Raw genomic sequence first — 18,218 nt, 5'->3', positions numbered from 1 at the left:
AGCGAAGCGAGGCTGGGCCCAACGGGAGAAGATGCTATGCATCGCCGACCGGCGGGAGCCCTACCAACGGGTTAATGCGTCTTCGTCATCTTGTTTTGCGGCGACCCATTTTGCACCATCAGACGTGAATTCCTGCTTCCAGAACGGTGCGCGGGATTTGAGGTAGTCCATCAAATACTCTGCGGCTTCGAACGCATCCTTGCGATGGGGGGCGGCTGTGGCCACCATCATAATCATATCCCCGGGGGCAAGATCACCGGTTCGGTGAATCACCAATACGTCTCCAAGGTTCCAGCGTTCCATCGCTTGTTCGGAAATCTTGTTCAGCGCCTTTTGCGTCATGCCCGGATAGTGCTCGATCACCATCCTGTCTAAACTGCCATCAGCCAAATCACGTACAATGCCAGTAAAGGTGACGATCGCGCCCATGGTATGGTGGCCCGATGCAAAATCCTGGGCTTCCTTGCCAAAGTCAAAGGGCTCTGACTGGACCAACACACGCATATCAGCCCCCCGTCATAGGTGGGAAAAACGCCACTTCTCTGACGCCACTCAGCGAGGCTTCAAAATCCGTCAACTCCTGATCGACTGCAACACGAAGCGCAGAGATGTCTGCAAACGCAGCTGCATAGCGCTCTTCACGGGCCTCAAGCTCGCGCACCAGATCCATCACTGTGGTGGCCTCTGTGTCGATCTGTTCTTTTGCCAACCCGATGCGCTCACGCACCCACGCAAAATACAGCACATCCAGTTTCATCGTCAGTCCTTTAGATACGGGGCCGCTTTACGGAAATAGTCAAGCCCAGTCACAGCTGTCAGGATCGCGGCAATCCATAGCAAGGCCATACCGCTCCAACCTGCCCAGACCATACCATCGTATTTCCAACCAAGCCCCTGTGTATCCTCAACCTGCCCCAACATGATTTGGTCAACAAGCCCTTGATCCATCCCCATAGACGACATCCCAAGGTAATGCTCAAAAACGCTGTGTCCAAACAGAAACGAAATCGCGACCATCTGTGTGGCGGTCTTCCATTTTGCCAGTTTGGTGACCTTGAGCGTGCCAGACACATCACCAAGGTATTCCCGCAACCCCGAGACAAAGACCTCGCGAAACAAAATGACCGTGGCAGGCAAGACCAACCAGGGCGACATCGAGGAATACCCCACAATCACCATCAACGCGATGACAACCATGGCTTTGTCGGCAATGGGATCAATCATCGCCCCAAGTTTGGTCTCCTGCCCCCAAGCGCGCGCCAGATAGCCATCAAACCAATCCGTGATTGACGCCAGAATAAACAGCATCAACGCAAACCAATCCGCATATGGACGGGTGAAGTACAGAAACATCACTGCCAGCATAGGAGCGGCAAGCAAGCGAAGCACCGAAAGGATATTTGGTATATTCCAAGTCATGCGCTCTTCCTAACGTGTCTGCGCCGTGGTGGGAAGCATGGTTGTCGCAAGAACCCGCGCCTTTCGCGACTTGGGCTATACATTCTTCTACAAACAGTCTAGATGCCCCCACTTGCCCCTTGAGATGCATGCACGCCCACGGCGTTCCGGCCAGAAGTGGCTGAACGACCCTGAATGATTCAAGTGAAAGAGCCCCTTGTGAAACAAGCCCTAGCCGATGCGTTGGCGCATCGTGGATATGAAACCCTGACACCAGTCCAAGAGGCCGTGAGCGACCCCGCTCTGGCTGGACGCGATCTTTTGGTCTCGGCGCAAACCGGATCGGGAAAAACCGTCGGGTTTGGTCTGGCCATAGCCCCGACCGTTCTTGGTGACGATGAACAGCTCGAGCGCGCAGGTGCGCCTTTGGCTTTGATCATCGCGCCAACCCGTGAACTGGCGTTGCAGGTAAAACGCGAATTTGCATGGCTTTATGCCAAGGCAGGCTCTGTGGTGGCATCTTGTGTCGGCGGCATGGACATGCGCGACGAACGCCGTGCTCTGGAACGCGGTGCACATTTCGTAGTGGCCACGCCCGGCCGTTTGCGCGACCACATCATGCGCGGATCCATCGACCTAAGCAGCTTGCGAGCTGTTGTTCTGGACGAAGCCGACGAAATGCTTGATCTCGGCTTTCGCGAAGATCTGGAATATATTTTGGGTCAAGCACCCGAAAATCGTCAGACATTGTTGTTCTCGGCAACCGTTCCACGTGACATTGCGACTTTGGCCAAGAGCTATCAAAAAGACGCCGAGCGCATTCAAACGACGTCTACAACGACTCAGCACGCGGATATTTCCTATCGTGCAATGCAGGTGTCCCCGCGCGATTCCGAAAACGCGATCATCAACGTCTTGCGCTATTACGAAGCGCCAAACGCGATTGTCTTTGCCAACACACGCGCCATGGTCAACCGCTTGACCACCCGTTTGTCCAACCGCGGATTTCCTGTTGTGGCTTTGTCAGGTGAATTGTCCCAAGCAGAACGGACACATGCGCTTCAGGCGATGCGCGATGGACGTGCACGCGTCTGTGTGGCCACAGATGTGGCAGCGCGCGGCATCGACTTGCCAAACCTTGATCTGGTGGTGCACGCAGAACTTCCGAACAACCATGAAACCATGTTGCACCGGTCTGGCCGTACCGGGCGTGCCGGACGCAAAGGCGTCAGTGCTCTGATCGTGCCGCCAAAGGTACGCCGCAAAGCCGAACGCCTTTTGAATAGTGCAAAAGTCACACCCGAGTGGTGCGAGGCGCCGTCTGCTGACGCCGTCAACGCACGTGACGAAGAGCGGATGCTCTCTGATAGCAGCTGGCTTGAAGCCGTCACCGAAAGCGAGGCGCCCTCGGTCGCAAAACTGCTCGACACCTTTAACGCTGAGCAAATTGCCGCCGCGTTCCTGCGGATGCACAAAGCGCGCCATTCTGCACCGGAAGAACTGTCTGCCCATACCGGCGAGCGTGACAAACCCCGCCCAAGAACAGAGTTCGGCGAAAGTGTCTGGTTCTCTGTTGAAGGCGGGCGTGCTGCGGGTGCAGAACCACGTCGCTTGTTGCCAATGCTGTGTAAAGCAGGCGATCTGAACAAGGATGATATCGGCGCAATCCGCATCCAGCAGGATAAGTCTTACGTTCAGATTCTCAAATCCAGCGTGGACAAGTTTTTGTCCAAGGTTGGGTCCGACATGACCGTAGAACATGGTGCAAAGCTTGAGAAACTAAACAAGGCCCCAGAATTCTCTCACTCTGAACGCCCCTCTTTTGACGGTCCGTCAAAGCCGCGGAAATCTTATGGCGACAAGCCCCACCGCAAAAGTGGCAAAGGCGGCGACTGGAAAGACAAGCCAGAGCGCGGTGATAAACCAGCGTACAAGCCTCGTGCTCCAAAACCAGAGCACAGCCGCCCCGAAGGCGTTGTCACATCGTCCAAACCACGCCGCAAGTCCAATGATGGCGATAAACCTGCGTACAAATCTGACGGCAAACCCTCTGCCAAGTTCAGCAAACCCGCAGGAAAACCCTATGGCAAAGACAGCAGAAATGCCGGTGATGGACCAAAAGGCCCCCCACCCCCAAAGGGCAAGCCAAACAGCAAGAAAAACAAGGCCCGCGCTGCCGCGAACAAAACCAAAGGCGGCACTGCCTCACCAAAGCGGCGCTAAATTCTCGGGATGGGCGCCGCGCATTTGCGCGGCGCCATGCCCAACTGGCCCAAGGCGGCCCTTGGCCGATTGAAGACAGGCGGGAGTATTCGCGCCAACAGGCCCAAGACCGCGGTCTATTTATCCTGAAAATAGTTATAGATCGTTTCGGCCAGTGCATCAGAGATGCCGTCTACGGCCTTCAAATCCACCAAATTGGCCCGTCCGACAGCTTTTGCACTTCCGAAATGCGCCAACAACGCCCGTTTACGCGTCGCGCCAACCCCTGGCACATCATCAAGCGGGGTTGCGCCAATGGCCTTGGACCGCTTGGCGCGGTGGGTACCAATGGCAAACCGGTGCGCCTCGTCACGCATCCGTTGGATAAAATACAACACGGGATCGTTGCGCTGCAGCGCCATAGGCCGTTGCCCCATGCGGTGAAACTCTTCTTTTCCGTGGTCACGGTCCACACCTTTGGCCACGCCAACCATTGGAATGTCCTGAACACCAAATTCTTGCATGATACTGGCAACAGCGCTGACCTGTCCCGCACCGCCATCAATCAGCAACAGATCCGGCCACATGCCTTGCACGCGGTTCGGGTCTTCCTTCAAAAGCCTTTTAAAGCGGCGGGTAAGAACCTCTTTCATCATACCAAAGTCATCACCCGGCGTCAGGTCCTCTCCTTTGATATTAAACTTGCGATAGCTGTTTTTCATAAACCCGTCGGGGCCAGCCACAATCATTCCACCCACAGCGTTTGTGCCTTGAATATGCGAGTTGTCATAGACCTCGATCCGATTTGGAGGTCCCTCAAGCCCAAAGGCATCGGCGACACCTTGCAACAGCTTCTTTTGGGTCGCTGTCTCTGACATTTTCCGCGCAAGGCTTTCTTTGGCATTGCGCGCAGCGCCACTGACCAGTTCGGCTTTTTCGCCGCGTTTGGGGACAACCAACTCGACCTTGCGACCGGCCTTGTCGCTGAGAGCCTGCATCATCAAATCCATATTCTCGATTTCATGAGATAGGATCACCTGACGCGGCGGTGCTTTGCTATCATAAAACTGGCCCAGAAAAGCCTCGAGCGCCTCTGCGGTTTCGACATCACTGCCGACACGCGGGTAATATGCATGATTTCCCCAGTTTTGATTGGCGCGGATGAAAAACACCTGAACACAGGCCTGTCCGCTTTCAAGATGCAACGCGACAATATCGGCCTCGGGCACGCTCCGCGGGTTGATCCCTTGCGAGGTTTGCACGTGCGTCAGAGCACGAATACGGTCGCGCAAGGTTGCCGCTTGCTCGAACTCCATTGCATCTGAGGCTTTCGCCATCTGCTTGGCCAATGTTTCTTGAATTTGGGTCGACTTGCCTGAAAGGAACCGCTTTGCATCCTGCACGGTCTCTGCATACTCTTCTTGCGAGATTTTCCCCACACATGGACCGGAACAGCGTTTGATCTGATACTGCAGACAAGGGCGGGTGCGGCTCTCGTACATTGAATCCGAACAGTTGCGTAAAAGAAATACCTTTTGCAATTGACTGAGCGTACGGCTGACCGCGCTCGCACTGGCAAAGGGGCCATAGTATGACCCTTTTTCCTTACGCGCCCCACGATGTTTTTTGATCTGAGGAAACGCGTGCCCATCCCGAACCAGGATGTTGGAAAAACTCTTATCGTCTCTCAACAACACATTGTACCGCGGCTTAAGCTGCTTGATCAGGTTCTGCTCAAGCAACAATGCCTCGGTTTCGGTCTTGGTCGTGATGAACATCATCGACACTGTTTCCGAGATCATGCGCGCAATGCGCCCTGTATGACCCGTAGGTCGCGCGTAACTCGACACGCGCGCACGCAGGTTCCGTGCCTTTCCGACGTAGAGCACACGCGCCTGCTCATCCAACATCCGATACACGCCCGGAGAGCCATCCAGAGTCTTGAGATAGCTCTGGATTAACGCATGCCCTGTCAGGCTCTCGTCATGAGACCTTACCGGAGCTTGCTGAAGAGGTGTGTCATTCTTTTCCATTGTCACCTGAAATATGATTCTTTGGCTGCCGCTGCAATCTTAAGAGGCTCGGAGCAAGAGAAAACATGTCCACTTTTTCTGTGGATAAGTCTGGAGATATCTTTTGTTGAATGCCAATTTATCGTTGTTTTTTGCCTATTTCCGATAGGTGCCTAAAAATTAGGCATAATTTTAACTTATTGTTATTAAACGAAAAATTTTTACCCACAGGCCAAACGATTGAAAACATTAATAAATTTGTAACGCTTTTGTAACTCGTTCGTGATGCGTGCAAAACTTCCGTCAGGTCACCCCATTCATTGGCGAAATGATATCGGGCGTCTGCCATCCCAGATGCTGCCCACCATCCGTGCAAAGCAGCTGGCCGGTGACGCCTGAAGCCTCTAGGAAGTACCCCAAAGCCGCGACGATATCCGACGTATTTGAGCCGCGTTTAAGGATCGTATTCTCCCTCTGGGCGGCAAAGTGTTCTTCTGTTTGGCGCGCCCCAATCAAGGTAGGACCCGGACCGATGGCATTCACACGGATATGCGGCGCGAGCCCCTGCGCCGCAGTTTGGGTCAACGCCCACAGTCCCATCTTGGCCAACGTGTATGTCGAGAATTCTGGCGTCAGCTTGCGCACCCGTTGATCCAGCATATTTATGATCAGACCGGCCGCTTCTTGTTCACCCTGCGCATCTGTGCGGGCCTTCAGCCCTTGGGCTGCCATATTCTGGATCAGCACAAACGGGGCGCGCATATTGCTTTCGATATGCCGGTCCCAGCTTTCGCGTGTGGCCGTTTGAATGCGGTCATATTCAAATATGGATGCATTATTTATCAGACAAGTGATGTCCCCGCCCAGTGCCGTTGCAGCCGCAGGGAGCAACGCTTGGGTTTGTTGTTCGTCCAGCAGATCAGCTTGCAACGCCACAGCCTTGCGACCAAGCGTCTGAATCTCACCAACAACAGCATGCGCCTCGGGCGCAGAGCTGGAGAAATGTACCGCAACATCATATCCGCGTCGGGCAAGGCACAGCGCCATTGCGCGACCAAGCCTTTTACCAGCTCCTGTGACCAATGCTCGGGTCATGCGCGGGCCTCTCTTACCAGATGAACACACCGACAACATAGACCACATACAGCAGGCTCAGGGCTACCCCCCAAACACGGGTTATATCGCGCTTGAAAAACACAAATGGAACCAACAACAAAGACGCCCCAAGCATCACCCACAAGTCTACCTGTAAAAATGCGCTTTCGACCGGGATCGGACCCACGAATGTTGCAATACCGATGATGGCCAACAGGTTAAACATGTTCGAACCGATCACGTTCCCAAGCGCAACGTCCGCTTGACGGCGCAAGGCCGCCATCGTCGTCGTGGCCAATTCAGGCAATGACGTACCCAGTGCAACCAACGTCAAACCGATAGCTGTTTCGCTGACCCCAAATTCTCGCGCGATGACCTCTGCGCTGTCGATCAACAAATCCGCGCCCAACGGCAGACCAATAAGCCCCAGCATCAAAAAGCATATAATCTTCCACCACGGCATATTCGGGTCGGCACCTTCGGGTTCTTCTTCGTCTTCACATTTGCCGTTTGCACGTCGATGGGCACGTGCATCCCGCAGCGCATCCATCAAAATCAGCGCCAATATCGACAGCAGGATCAACCCAGAACCAAATCCGAAAACCCCACGATGGGCCAGAATGATAAACACCACCGTCGCCAACATCATTTGAATATAGCTTTTGCGCGATTCACACCCTGACGTGTGCATCACCGCCAGCATGGCCGGGAACCCCAACACCAAAAGGATGTTGGCCGTATTCGACCCGACCACATTGCCCAGCGCCAATCCCGGAACCCCCTTGAGGATTGCCTGAATAGAAATCAGCAGTTCGGGCGCAGAGGTCCCAAAAGCGACAATCGTCAGGCTGACGATCAGCGCCGGAATCCCCAGACGCAGTGCCAAATTCACAGCGCCGCGCACCAGCGCATCACCCGCAAGCAGTAGGATAACCAACCCCAGAGAGGCCCAAAGCCATTCCATCGTCTATCCCTTGTGTTTCTGGCAGGCGCAGGGGCCCTTGCCGATCTTATAGCGCCCGCATTTGGGGCATTTGGCAGACTGCAACCGCGCCTTACCGGGGTAATTCAGCTTGCCAAACATCGCAAGCACGCCCATCCCGACAAGGAACAGTATGACAATCTTGAAAATCATCTCACAGCCCGAAACGTGCAAAGTCTGCACGCTCTTCTAGACCGGCAATGGCGTCTTGGGCCACACTGGCCCCAAACCGCTGCCAGACAGGACGTTTGGCATCATAGCGACGCACCTTGACGTCCTTGCCAAATTTTTCCTTTAGCACCGGCGCCAAATGCCCGATGCCATCAATCAAGCCAATCTCTTGCGCCTCGCGTCCGATCCAGACTTCGCCTGTGAACATCTCTGGTATATTCTGAAGCTTTGGACCACGACGGGTTTTGACGTGATTGATAAAATTGGCATGAATTTGCTCGAGCATTCCGCGCAACCGTTTAACGTCAGCGGGATTTTCAGGCCGGAACGGATCCATCATAGATTTGGATTTACCGGCGGTATGCACGCGACGTTCAATCCCTTGGCGTGTCAGAAAGACATGTGCGCCAAATCCGGCCGAAATCACACCGATTGATCCAACAATCGAACTCTCGTCCGCATATATTTCGTCGGCAGAAGCCGCCAACCAGTATCCGCCAGACGCGGCGATGTCTTCGACAAAGGCCAACACGGGAACATCATGCTCTTCTGCAAGGCGGCGAATGCGTGCCCCAATCAATGACGATTGAACCGGACTTCCGCCCGGCGAATTGATCTGAAGTGCAACGGCTGCGGGTTTGCCTTTCTTAAAGGCTTTTTCCAGCAATGGCGCCAGTGTTTGATCATTCAGGGCGGCACGGTTGCCTCCTCCGATGGCACCAGACAGGCGCAATACGGCTACGGTCGGAGGGGTTTTTATAAATGGGATCCAGCGTTTCATGTATTGGCATTTAAAAGCGTGCGTACAGACAAACAAGATAGGAGCCGCAGGAAAGCGGCCCCTTGTCAAAGATTTACATCATTTTGCAACGCTAGCGCGAGTTTCGTTACGTAAAAGTCGAGTTCCCAGACGTGGCGCGCAGCACTTTCAACAAACGCGCGGTCTAGTTGCGAATACGCCATCCGGTTCGAAAGATCATCCAAACGGCCCCCAAACACAGGACGGTAAACCCTGAAATCGCCAACAAGCTCAGACCGACCGGCACATCGGCAATCCCGAAAAAGGCCCACCTGAATCCAGAAATGAGGTATACGACCGGATTAAACATGGTGATGGTCTGCCACACAGGCGGCAACATCGAGATCGAGTAAAATGACCCGCCTAAAAATACCAAAGGCGTCACCACCAACAGCGGTATCAGCTGAAGCTGTTCGAAATTTTGCGCCCAAATCCCGATGATAAACCCAAACAGCGCAAAGCTTGTGCAGGTCAGCACAAGAAAGGCCATCATTGCGAACGGATGCAAGATTTGCAGATCCACAAACAAGGCGGCCGTGCCCAGGATCACAACCCCGATAAACAGCGCCTTGGTGGCGGCAGCCCCGACAAATCCAAGTACGATCTCGAGAAAATTCACTGGCGCAGAAAGAAGCTCGTAAATCGTGCCAATGAATTTTGGAAAATAGATGCCAAAGGACGCGTTCGAGATCGCTTGGGTCATCACCGAAAGCATCACAAGGCCGGGCACGATAAACGCACCATATGCGACGCCCTCGACCTGATCAATTCGGCTGCCGATCGCGGCGCCAAACACCACAAAATACAATGACGTAGAGATCACCGGAGACAGAAAGCTCTGCGCCAGCGTTCGAAAGAATCGTGCCATTTCAGACACGTAAATTGCTTTTACCGCGGCAAGATTCATGCTGCATTCTCCTTCACCAGAGTGACAAAGATATCTTCAAGACTGCTTTCTTGGGTTTGAATATCACGCAACACCAAACCAGCAGCGGCAATATCAGTCAGCAAGCCGGTGATGCCCGTGCGTTCTTTGCGCGTATCGTAAGTATATCGCAAAATATGCCCCTCTGGATCCAGCTCCAGATCATGAGCGTTCAAGCTCTCTGGGATTTCGGGCAAGGTGTCTTGCAATTCGATCTGCAGATGTTTTTGCCCCATACGGCGCATCAAATCGGCCTTGGGTTCCACCAGCAATAGCTCGCCACCATTGATGACACCGACACGATCGGCAATCGCTTCTGCCTCTTCAATATAATGGGTGGTCAGAATGATGGTCACGCCACCAGCTTTCAGCTCGGCGACAACATCCCACATTTCTTTGCGAAGCTCGACGTCGACACCTGCTGTCGGTTCGTCCAGAAACAAAATACGTGGCTCATGTGACAGCGCTTTGGCAATCATCACGCGGCGCTTCATGCCGCCCGACAGCTCCATCGTGCGCGCAGATCGCTTGTCCCACAAAGACAACTGGCGCAAGATTTTTTCCAAATAGGCGTCATCGCGCGGCTTGCCAAACAAGCCACGTGAAAACCGCACGGTGTCGATGACGGTCGTAAACGGTTCCAAATTAATTTCTTGGGGCACCAATCCAATCATTTGGCGCGCCTGACGATAGGACCGCACAACATCATGCCCATCGACCGCAACGGTGCCCCGGCTCGGATTGGTAATGCCGCAAATTGTCGAAATCAGCGTTGTTTTCCCCGCACCGTTTGGTCCGAGTAACGCAAGAATTTCACCTGCATCGATATCTAACGTCACACCTTTCAGGGCCTGAAAGCCACCTGCATAGGTTTTTTGCAGATCACGAATTTCAATAATCGGTGACATCTCAGCTCCTGCTCCTCTTACTCGCGCCCGCACAGTAGCAGCGCGATCCAAGGATCATAGTGCTATTTCGAGAGGGACAACTGTGCAAACATGCAGACCGCATCCAAATCAACACTAACATATTGATTTTAAATCATATATCCATGAAATCCACACATCAATAACGATCACGTCCCCAAGTTGACTTCAGCATTTTAAGGGTACCGTGAATCAAATCACCTCCTTCTGCACCGAACTGGCCATTCTGCGTTGTCAGGTGCACCGCCCGACAGGCCATGCCTCAAAAACTGAACTTGCCGACCGGAATATCCTTACCTATACAAGACCCACGCGGGGGAGTCCCACCTAGGGGACTGAGAGGCTGACAGGGCAATTGCCCGGCGACGCGACCCTTTGAACCTGACCCAGTTGATACTGGCGTAGGAAGCTAAGGTCGCACCGGGAATCCCTCGTTTTTGCGACCTGAAAAGAGGCACAGTGTGCTTCGCATCCTCCCCACGCTCATCTGGTGTTTTTTTAAAGCTTACGCTTAAGGAGCGCCAAAATGACTGTCCCCAATCCAAAGATCACCACAGATGCATTCCCTGCATCTCGCAAAATTTATGTGGATGGCACCATGTACCCTGATGTCCGTGTGCCGATGCGAGAAGTTTCCACGCACCCCACTGCAGGCGAAGCGCCGCTTCCGGTGTATGACAGTTCCGGCCCGTACACAGACCCAGCAATCCTAACAGACATTAAGCGGGGTCTTGCACCATTACGGCGCAAATGGATCAATGCGCGTGATGACGTCCAAGAATATGACGGTCGAAAGATCACCACCGCTGACAACGGCTTTGTCGAGGGTGACAGGCTGGTTCCGGAGTTTCCAGTCAAACCACGTCCATTGCGCAGCATTGGTGGCAAGGCCGTGACCCAATTGGCCTATGCCCGCGCCGGAATTGTGACACCAGAGATGGAGTTCATCGCAATTCGCGAAAACCAATTGCGTGAATTGGCCCCGTGTCATCGCGATGGAACCGACTGGGGCGCCAGCATTCCTGACTATGTGACACCCGAATTTGTCCGCAAAGAGGTCGCCGCTGGCCGCGCCATCATCCCCGCCAACATCAACCACCCCGAAAGCGAGCCGATGATCATCGGGCGCAATTTCCTTGTTAAAATCAACGCCAATATGGGTACATCTGCGGTCACCTCTAGCATGGAGGAAGAAGTCGACAAGATGGTGTGGGCCACACGTTGGGGGGCCGACACGGTGATGGATCTTTCCACCGGCCGGAACATACACAACACGCGCGAATGGATCATTCGCAACAGCCCCGTACCGATTGGTACTGTCCCGATGTATCAGGCGCTGGAAAAAGTGAATGGCATTGCCGAAGATCTCACGTGGGAGGTGTTCCGCGATACGTTGATTGAACAGGCCGAACAGGGTGTTGACTATTTCACGATCCATGCAGGCGTGCGCCTGCACATGGTGCCGATGACCGTGAACCGGGTGACCGGCATTGTCAGCCGTGGCGGCTCGATCATGGCCAAATGGTGTCTGCATCACCACCGCGAAAGCTTTCTCTATGAGCACTTCGAAGACATTTGCGACATCTGCCGCCAATACGACGTCAGCTTCTCTCTGGGGGATGGGTTGCGTCCCGGCTCTCTTGCAGATGCCAATGACGAGGCACAGTTTGCCGAACTCGAAACGCTGGGTGAACTCACCAAAATCGCTTGGGCCAAAGATTGTCAGGTCATGATCGAGGGACCCGGCCATGTGGCTATGCACAAGATCAAGGAGAACATGGACAAGCAATTGGAATGTTGCCACGAGGCGCCATTCTATACGCTTGGTCCGCTCACCACGGATATCGCGCCGGGATATGACCACATCACAAGCGGCATCGGAGCTGCCATGATCGGATGGTTCGGGTGCGCGATGTTGTGTTATGTGACGCCCAAGGAACATCTGGGCCTGCCTGATCGGGATGACGTCAAAACGGGCGTTATCACCTATAAAATTGCCGCTCATGCCGCCGATCTGGCCAAGGGGCTTCCTGGGGCGCAGCGGCGCGATGATGCGTTAAGTCGGGCGCGATTTGAATTCCGCTGGGAAGACCAATTCAACCTGTCCCTCGATCCTGACACAGCCCGAGACTTCCACGACCAGACCTTGCCGAAACAAGCACATAAAGTCGCCCATTTCTGTTCGATGTGCGGCCCCAAGTTCTGCTCGATGCGGATTTCCCACGACATCCGGGCCGAAGCCCAGAAAGAAGGTATGGAAGCCATGGCTGCAAAATACCGTGAAGCTGGGGATATATATCTGCCTGTCGCGGACACCGGCGAATGATCACCATCGCCGGGGCGGGCCTTGCCGGTCTGACCTCGGCTCTGGAACTCGCGCGGCGCGGTGCGTCCGTGCGGGTTTATGACATCGGATCATACGTCGGAGAAAACAGCGTGGCCCGCTTTGCGGGCGGCATGCTTGCCCCATGGTGCGAACGCGAAAGCGCCGAAGAAGACGTTATCACTCTTGGTGCACAGGCCGCTGAGTGGTGGGCGGACATTACCCCCGTTTTTCGCCGTGGTACTTTGGTGGTTGCGCCACCTCGCGATCGCGCCGACCTGATCCGGTTTGCACGGCGCACACGTGGGTATTGTGAGTTGAGCAGCCCAGAAATCGCGGAACTGGAGCCCGCGCTATCGGGCAGGTTTTCGCGCGGTCTGTTCTTTCATCAAGAAGCACATCTGGATCCGCGCCGAGCATTGCGCGACTTGGCCTCTGCCGTGCAAGACATCGGTGTTGAGCTTTGCTTGAATACCCCAGCCCCCGCACATGTCGATCTGGATTGCACCGGGATCGCGGCGACGGTGCCGCACCTGCGCCCTGTACGCGGCGAAATGGCGATCTTACACAGCGACGAGGTCGACATTACCCGCACTGTGCGGCTTCTGCATCCGCGGATGCCCCTGTATCTGGTGCCGCGCCAAGGTGGGGTCTATATGATCGGCGGCACAATGATCGAGAGCTCGTCCACACGCGCGCCAACGGTCCGATCGTTGTCAGAACTACTTGGGGCCGCCTTTGCGCTGCATCCGGCCTTTGCCGAAGCCTCTGTCATCGAAACTGGTGCAGGGGTGCGCCCCGCTTTTCCCGACAACCTGCCACGTCTTGAACGGCACGGCCGGACGCTCTTTCTCAACGGCCTCTATCGTCACGGCTTTTTACTTGCGCCCGCCATGGCGGCACAGGTCGTCCAACATCTTATTCCAGAGGGATCACATGAAAATTTTCGTGAACGCACAACAGCATGACATCATGGGCCAAACGCTAGCCGTCGCCCTGACCGAGCTTGGCTTGGACAGCCCCGCCATCGCCACAGCCCTGAACGGCAGCTTTGTTCCCAGACAAAACCGCGAGACCACATCTCTCGCGGCAGGGGATCGCCTCGAGGTTCTGGCCCCGATGCAAGGAGGATAGGATGAAACTCTATGACACCGAAATTGCGTCCCGCCTGCTATTAGGGACAGCGCAATATCCATCCCCCGACATCCTGAGCGCCGCAATCCGCGCCAGCGGCACCGAGATCATCACCGTGTCTCTGCGTCGCGAAACGGCCCATGGGTCAGGAGGCATCTTCTGGGATCGGTTGAGGCAAACCGGTGCGCGCATTTTGCCCAACACGGCAGGCTGCCATTCGGTCCAAGAAGCCATCACAACCGCACAGATGGCACGCGAGGTATTTGACACGAACTGGATCAAGCTTGAGGTGATCGGCCACGCCGACACCTTGCAACCGGATGTGTTTGCTTTGGTCGAGGCGGCGCGCATCCTATCCGCCGACGGATTTCAGGTCTTTCCGTACACAACAGACGATCTGGTGGTTGGTGAACACCTGATTGCCGCTGGGTGCGAGGTATTGATGCCATGGGGGGCACCTATTGGGTCGGGTCAGGGGCTGCGCAATCCGGATGCATTGCGCTCAATGCGCGCCCATTTTCCAAATACCCCCATGATTGTGGATGCCGGAATCGGAACACCGTCAGATGCTGCGAAAGCCATGGAATTGGGCATGGATGCCGTGTTGCTCAATACCGCCGTCGCCAAGGCAGGCGATCCGGTCGGCATGGCACAGGCCATGGCTGGGGCCATTATAGCAGGGCGTACCGGATTTTTGTCTGATCCTATGGGCCCACGCGACATGGCCGTCCCGTCGACACCATACTTGGGTTTGGCGGAGTTGGGCTGATGGAACGATTTTATCTTATTACCGGCCATGTCTCGCGGATCGAATTGCTGGTGCCGCTTGGTGTAAAGTTGGTGCAACTCCGCATCAAAGACCAAACCGAAGCCGAAGTGCGCCGCCAGATTGCCCGAGCGCGGGATTTCTGCGCGGTCGAAGGGGCCCAACTGGTTGTGAACGATTATTGGAAGCACGCGCTGGATCTAAATTGTTCCTTTGTCCACCTTGGCCAAGAAGACATGGATCAGGCCGACTTTGCCGCGCTGCGCCGGGCGGGGGTGCGCGTTGGCCTGTCCACCCACGACGAGGCCGAGCTGGACCGCGCCCTGTCACATGATCCGGCTTATGTCGCCCTTGGACCTGTGTACCCGACCCTGCTGAAAAAGATGAAATGGGGACCACAGGGGTTGGATCGCGTGACGCGTTGGAAAAACATGGCAGGTGACACACCTTTGGTCGCAATTGGTGGCCTCACGCCAGAGCGGGTTGCGGGCGTATTCGCCGCCGGCGCCGACAGCGCAGCAGTGGTCACTGATATTCAGCAAGCACAGGACCCAGAGGCACGGACGCGACACTGGATCAAGGCCTGCGCATGATGAACCGGTATGCACGTCAAATGATGCTCCCCGAGGTCGGCCCCAGAGGTCAGAACCATCTTGCCAAAGCGCGCGTTCTGGTCGTCGGGGCTGGCGGGTTGGGCTGTCCGGTTTTGCAATATCTCACTGGGTCGGGGGTAGGACAGATCACCCTAATCGACCCGGATCATGTCGCAAACCATAATCTCCACCGGCAACCACTTTATCGGATGTCCGACATCGGCCGCCCCAAAGTCGAAGCGGCACACGATGCGATGCTGGCTCTGAACCCAGACATCGACATCCAAATCCACATCACAGATTTGGGCCCGAAAAATGCGGCACACTTCATTGAAACCGCAGATCTCGTCATTGATTCTGCCGACAGCTTCGCAGTGTCCTACATTTTATCAGACGCGTGCTTATCGTCGAAAACCCCATTCATAACCGCAAGTATATTGGGCCAGTCTGGGTACATAGGTGGATTTTGCGGCCCTGCCCCCTCTCTGCGGGCCGTTTTTCCGGACCCGCCCCATTCTGACGCAACATGTGCCAGTTCGGGCGTGTTGGGACCGGCCGTGGGCGTATTGGGGGCGCTGCAGGCTCAACTCGCGCTGCGAGTGCTTCTTGACTGCGCACCCTCCCCGCTTGGTCAGATGCTGTCAGTCGATCTGGCCACCCTTCATTTTGGTGGGTTCAATTTTACAGACAGCCCTGAACCGGACTATGCCTTTCCGTATTTGTCAAAATGCATGGTTCAAACAGGGGATCTCGTCATTGAGTTACGCGACACATCCGAGGCACCCCAGATGCTCATCCCAATCGCGACACGGATGTCCATAGAAAACGCATCCACCCTTCCGACACATGAACACCAACGCGTTGTATTATGTTGCAGTTCCGGATTGCGCGCTTGGCGCGTGGCGACAAACTTGCATGCACGCGGGCACCGGAACATCGCGCTGATCGCGGCACGGGCCTGCCAATGACAAAGATCATGATCATCGCGGGAACCGACAGCAGTGGCGGTGCTGGCCTCACCCGTGACACCGTCACCGCCAGCATGCTGGGATTTGAAATTTTACCTGTCGTCACGGCGGTGACAGCTCAAACAAATGCGGCGGTGGTTCACACCACTCTGCTATCCCCCGAAGCTGTGGTCCAGCAAATCAAGGCCGCGCTTATCACGGCCCCTCCGCTCGCCATAAAAATCGGTATGCTGGGATCAAAGGACATCGCGACTGCAGTGGCGCACGCCCTTACAGATTGCCCGGTTCCCATCGTGCTTGACCCTGTGATCAAATCCAGCTCTGGCGCGCGTTTATTGTCAGGGCCATTCCCGAACAGCTTATTGCAGAATATCGACGTTATCACACCCAACCTGCCTGAGGCCGCCATACTGACACGTCGGAAGGTTGCACAGAGCGTATGTGACATCACCGCTCAGGCGCGCGCAGTTCTGGCAACCGGACCAAGAGCCGTGTTGATAAAGGGCGGCCATGGTCAGGGCGCAGACGCAACAGACCATTATATCGACGGCTCTGTGCATCTCAGGTTCAACGCCCCGAGACTGGCGTCCGGAAAACGCGGAACAGGATGCACTCTGGCCACTGCGATTGCGTGCAATTTGGCGCGCGGGCATCGACCTGCACAGGCCTGTGAACAGGCAAAAATCTTCACCAATGCATGGCTAAGAAATGACGTTAACCCTAACTCGGCGGGGGCGGTTGCGCCGTATCAAAATCCATAGGCGGCCGATGCTATCTGCAATCCGTTCTCCCGGAACTCTAGGTCTTGCCATCCCAACCAAGATACCTGCGCACAAGCTTACGGATACCAAGTCGGGCCGGAAGAACGCCGGACTCTGTATGCCGCCCAGATTGGGAGTACTCATTATTGAGATCAAACAGTATCTGATCTCCGCGCGCATGGATGCAGGACCTTCGGGCAAGAACCATGCGCCAATAGGCCTTGGGCGACATTTCCTGCAACTCTGGCATGCGCGCAGAGGGGGCGGTGTCTTTGGGCAATGCACCCGTCCCCACAAGGCGCAAACGCGCACCTTGTGGGTTTCTCATTTTTGCAACCAAAGCGTTGCGGCCCTTTAGAACAGATGGGGTACAATCCAAGATAAATCCAAGGGCTTGTGCCGTCGTCACAGTTTCCAAAATATGCGGCTTAGCCACAGCCAGTTCAATCTGGTCAACATTTGGAGGCTGATCCTTGGGCGACATCAGCCACTCTCGGGTTTCACCGATCGCCACAGGTGCCAGAGTCTTTATGTCCGGCTGCGCAAGCAGTGCCTCAAGGCTGTTTAACGTCGCGTATGATCTAAGTCGGTGTTGCCGTGCGATGTTTTGGAACACACCTGAAATCGGCAAATCGGCAAGCTGTTCAGCAAAACGGATCTGCGCCAAATTGATAAGTTTGTGCGCAGGATATCCAATCATTTCTGGATCCATATCCTGTGCCCAGCGCCTTATTCCCTTGCTTGCAATCCTGTGATTTGGATGAAGCGCCGCGAGATAGGCATCAGCCGGCGCCAAAAGCCGATGCGGAAACAAATAGGCTTTCATTTCGACTGGAGTCTTTTTCTTTCCAGCGCCCTTATCGCAGCTTTGAGAAAATCTGCCTTTTGGTTTTCATCAGCTTTGAACGACAAGCTTTCGCTGTGGATACGCCTGCGCGCCAGCGGTTCATCAAGCAGAAGAAACTTGAGGCCAACCGATTTTGCGCGCGCGAACCAATCGACCATTTCGCCATATCCATTGCCCATGTCTTCAATCTCTCCGACCTTGTCGTAAGACTTGCGGAACAACACAAGCGTCGACCGCGCCCAACCCGAAGTCTGAAGTGGTCCGGCAAATTCGGACAGCGTGCTAAGATGTATCCAACCCGATTGAATGGATACAA

At 55.1% G+C, this 18,218-nt stretch carries 20 protein-coding genes; 8 read left to right on the top strand and 12 right to left on the bottom strand.

Annotated features, from left to right (window positions below; all coding sequences use genetic code 11):
* Positions 1-60: 60 nt before the first annotated feature.
* Genes FAP39_RS00090 through pgsA form a run of 3 tightly spaced genes read right to left on the bottom strand, consistent with a single transcriptional unit; the run spans position 61 to position 1,419 of the window.
* Positions 61-504, bottom strand: coding sequence for a molybdenum cofactor biosynthesis protein MoaE (locus tag FAP39_RS00090; RefSeq protein ID WP_138014330.1), 444 nt, complete (start codon positions 502-504; stop codon positions 61-63).
* Position 505: 1 nt separating this feature from the next.
* Positions 506-751, bottom strand: coding sequence for a molybdopterin converting factor subunit 1 (gene moaD, locus FAP39_RS00085; protein ID WP_138014666.1), 246 nt, complete (start codon positions 749-751; stop codon positions 506-508).
* An 8-nt stretch (positions 752-759) separates the two neighbouring features.
* Entirely contained in the window at positions 760-1,419 is a 660-nt protein-coding gene (gene pgsA / locus FAP39_RS00080) for a CDP-diacylglycerol--glycerol-3-phosphate 3-phosphatidyltransferase (RefSeq protein WP_138014329.1), read from the bottom strand.
* 198 nt (positions 1,420-1,617) lie between these two features.
* Here pgsA and FAP39_RS00075 point away from each other — a divergent pair, with 198 nt between their 5' ends.
* Positions 1,618-3,621 (top strand): DEAD/DEAH box helicase, encoded by a 2,004-nt coding sequence (locus FAP39_RS00075; RefSeq protein WP_138014328.1) that lies wholly within the window; start codon positions 1,618-1,620, stop codon positions 3,619-3,621.
* 116 nt (positions 3,622-3,737) lie between these two features.
* Here the strand turns inward: FAP39_RS00075 and uvrC are convergent, their stop codons facing one another.
* The 7 genes from uvrC to FAP39_RS00045 all read right to left on the bottom strand — a co-directional run bounded on the left by uvrC (position 3,738) and on the right by FAP39_RS00045 (position 10,492).
* Positions 3,738-5,633, bottom strand: coding sequence for an excinuclease ABC subunit UvrC (uvrC, locus tag FAP39_RS00070; protein ID WP_138014327.1), 1,896 nt, complete (start codon positions 5,631-5,633; stop codon positions 3,738-3,740).
* Positions 5,634-5,915: 282 nt separating this feature from the next.
* Complete coding sequence (locus FAP39_RS00065) at positions 5,916-6,707, bottom strand: SDR family oxidoreductase (RefSeq protein WP_138014326.1); 792 nt, start codon at positions 6,705-6,707, stop codon at positions 5,916-5,918.
* 13 nt (positions 6,708-6,720) lie between these two features.
* A complete protein-coding gene (locus FAP39_RS00060; protein ID WP_138014325.1) occupies positions 6,721-7,671 on the bottom strand; it encodes a calcium/sodium antiporter in 951 nt (316 codons plus the stop codon).
* Positions 7,672-7,674: 3 nt separating this feature from the next.
* Positions 7,675-7,842, bottom strand: a complete 168-nt coding sequence (locus FAP39_RS17445; protein ID WP_171006745.1) for a hypothetical protein — start codon at positions 7,840-7,842, stop codon at positions 7,675-7,677.
* A gap of 1 nt (position 7,843) precedes the next feature.
* Positions 7,844-8,641, bottom strand: a complete 798-nt coding sequence (locus tag FAP39_RS00055; protein ID WP_138014324.1) for a S49 family peptidase — start codon at positions 8,639-8,641, stop codon at positions 7,844-7,846.
* Between the two features lie 163 nt (positions 8,642-8,804).
* Complete coding sequence (locus tag FAP39_RS00050; protein ID WP_138014323.1) at positions 8,805-9,566, bottom strand: ABC transporter permease; 762 nt, start codon at positions 9,564-9,566, stop codon at positions 8,805-8,807.
* Complete coding sequence (locus tag FAP39_RS00045) at positions 9,563-10,492, bottom strand: ABC transporter ATP-binding protein (RefSeq protein WP_138014322.1); 930 nt, start codon at positions 10,490-10,492, stop codon at positions 9,563-9,565. The genes FAP39_RS00050 and FAP39_RS00045 overlap by 4 nt, the downstream gene beginning before the upstream one ends.
* A gap of 544 nt (positions 10,493-11,036) precedes the next feature.
* Here FAP39_RS00045 and thiC point away from each other — a divergent pair.
* From thiC to thiD, 7 genes are read left to right on the top strand one after another with little or no spacing between them, the layout of a single operon-like run.
* On the top strand, positions 11,037-12,836 hold the full coding sequence (gene thiC / locus FAP39_RS00040; protein WP_138014321.1) for a phosphomethylpyrimidine synthase ThiC: 1,800 nt from the start codon (positions 11,037-11,039) through the stop codon (positions 12,834-12,836).
* Complete coding sequence (locus tag FAP39_RS00035; protein ID WP_138014320.1) at positions 12,833-13,801, top strand: FAD-dependent oxidoreductase; 969 nt, start codon at positions 12,833-12,835, stop codon at positions 13,799-13,801. The genes thiC and FAP39_RS00035 overlap by 4 nt, the downstream gene beginning before the upstream one ends.
* A complete protein-coding gene (gene thiS / locus FAP39_RS00030) occupies positions 13,770-13,967 on the top strand; it encodes a sulfur carrier protein ThiS (RefSeq protein ID WP_138014319.1) in 198 nt (65 codons plus the stop codon). Before FAP39_RS00035 ends, thiS begins: the two co-directional genes overlap by 32 nt.
* A gap of 1 nt (position 13,968) precedes the next feature.
* Positions 13,969-14,736: a thiazole synthase gene (locus FAP39_RS00025; RefSeq protein ID WP_138014318.1), complete on the top strand. Its 768-nt coding sequence runs from the start codon at positions 13,969-13,971 to the stop codon at positions 14,734-14,736.
* Complete coding sequence (locus FAP39_RS00020) at positions 14,736-15,326, top strand: thiamine phosphate synthase (RefSeq protein ID WP_138014317.1); 591 nt, start codon at positions 14,736-14,738, stop codon at positions 15,324-15,326. Before FAP39_RS00025 ends, FAP39_RS00020 begins: the two co-directional genes overlap by 1 nt.
* On the top strand, positions 15,323-16,294 hold the full coding sequence (locus FAP39_RS00015) for a ThiF family adenylyltransferase (RefSeq protein ID WP_342777169.1): 972 nt from the start codon (positions 15,323-15,325) through the stop codon (positions 16,292-16,294). The genes FAP39_RS00020 and FAP39_RS00015 overlap by 4 nt, the downstream gene beginning before the upstream one ends.
* Positions 16,291-17,055 carry a bifunctional hydroxymethylpyrimidine kinase/phosphomethylpyrimidine kinase gene (thiD, locus tag FAP39_RS00010; protein WP_138014316.1) on the top strand — a complete coding sequence of 255 codons (765 nt, stop codon included), beginning with the start codon at positions 16,291-16,293 and terminating at the stop codon, positions 17,053-17,055. The genes FAP39_RS00015 and thiD overlap by 4 nt, the downstream gene beginning before the upstream one ends.
* Positions 17,056-17,092: 37 nt before the next feature.
* Here thiD and FAP39_RS00005 read toward each other — a convergent pair whose 3' ends face one another.
* Positions 17,093-17,755 (bottom strand): hypothetical protein, encoded by a 663-nt coding sequence (locus FAP39_RS00005; RefSeq protein ID WP_138014315.1) that lies wholly within the window; start codon positions 17,753-17,755, stop codon positions 17,093-17,095.
* A gap of 122 nt (positions 17,756-17,877) precedes the next feature.
* The coding region (locus FAP39_RS17440; RefSeq protein WP_212743393.1) for a hypothetical protein at positions 17,878-18,218 on the bottom strand (341 nt) is incomplete at its 5' end.

It is taken from the genome of Shimia litoralis, from assembly GCF_005518135.1.
Taxonomy (GTDB): Bacteria; Pseudomonadota; Alphaproteobacteria; order Rhodobacterales; family Rhodobacteraceae; genus Shimia_E; species Shimia_E litoralis.
This window is presented reverse-complemented; position numbering and strand designations above follow the sequence as displayed.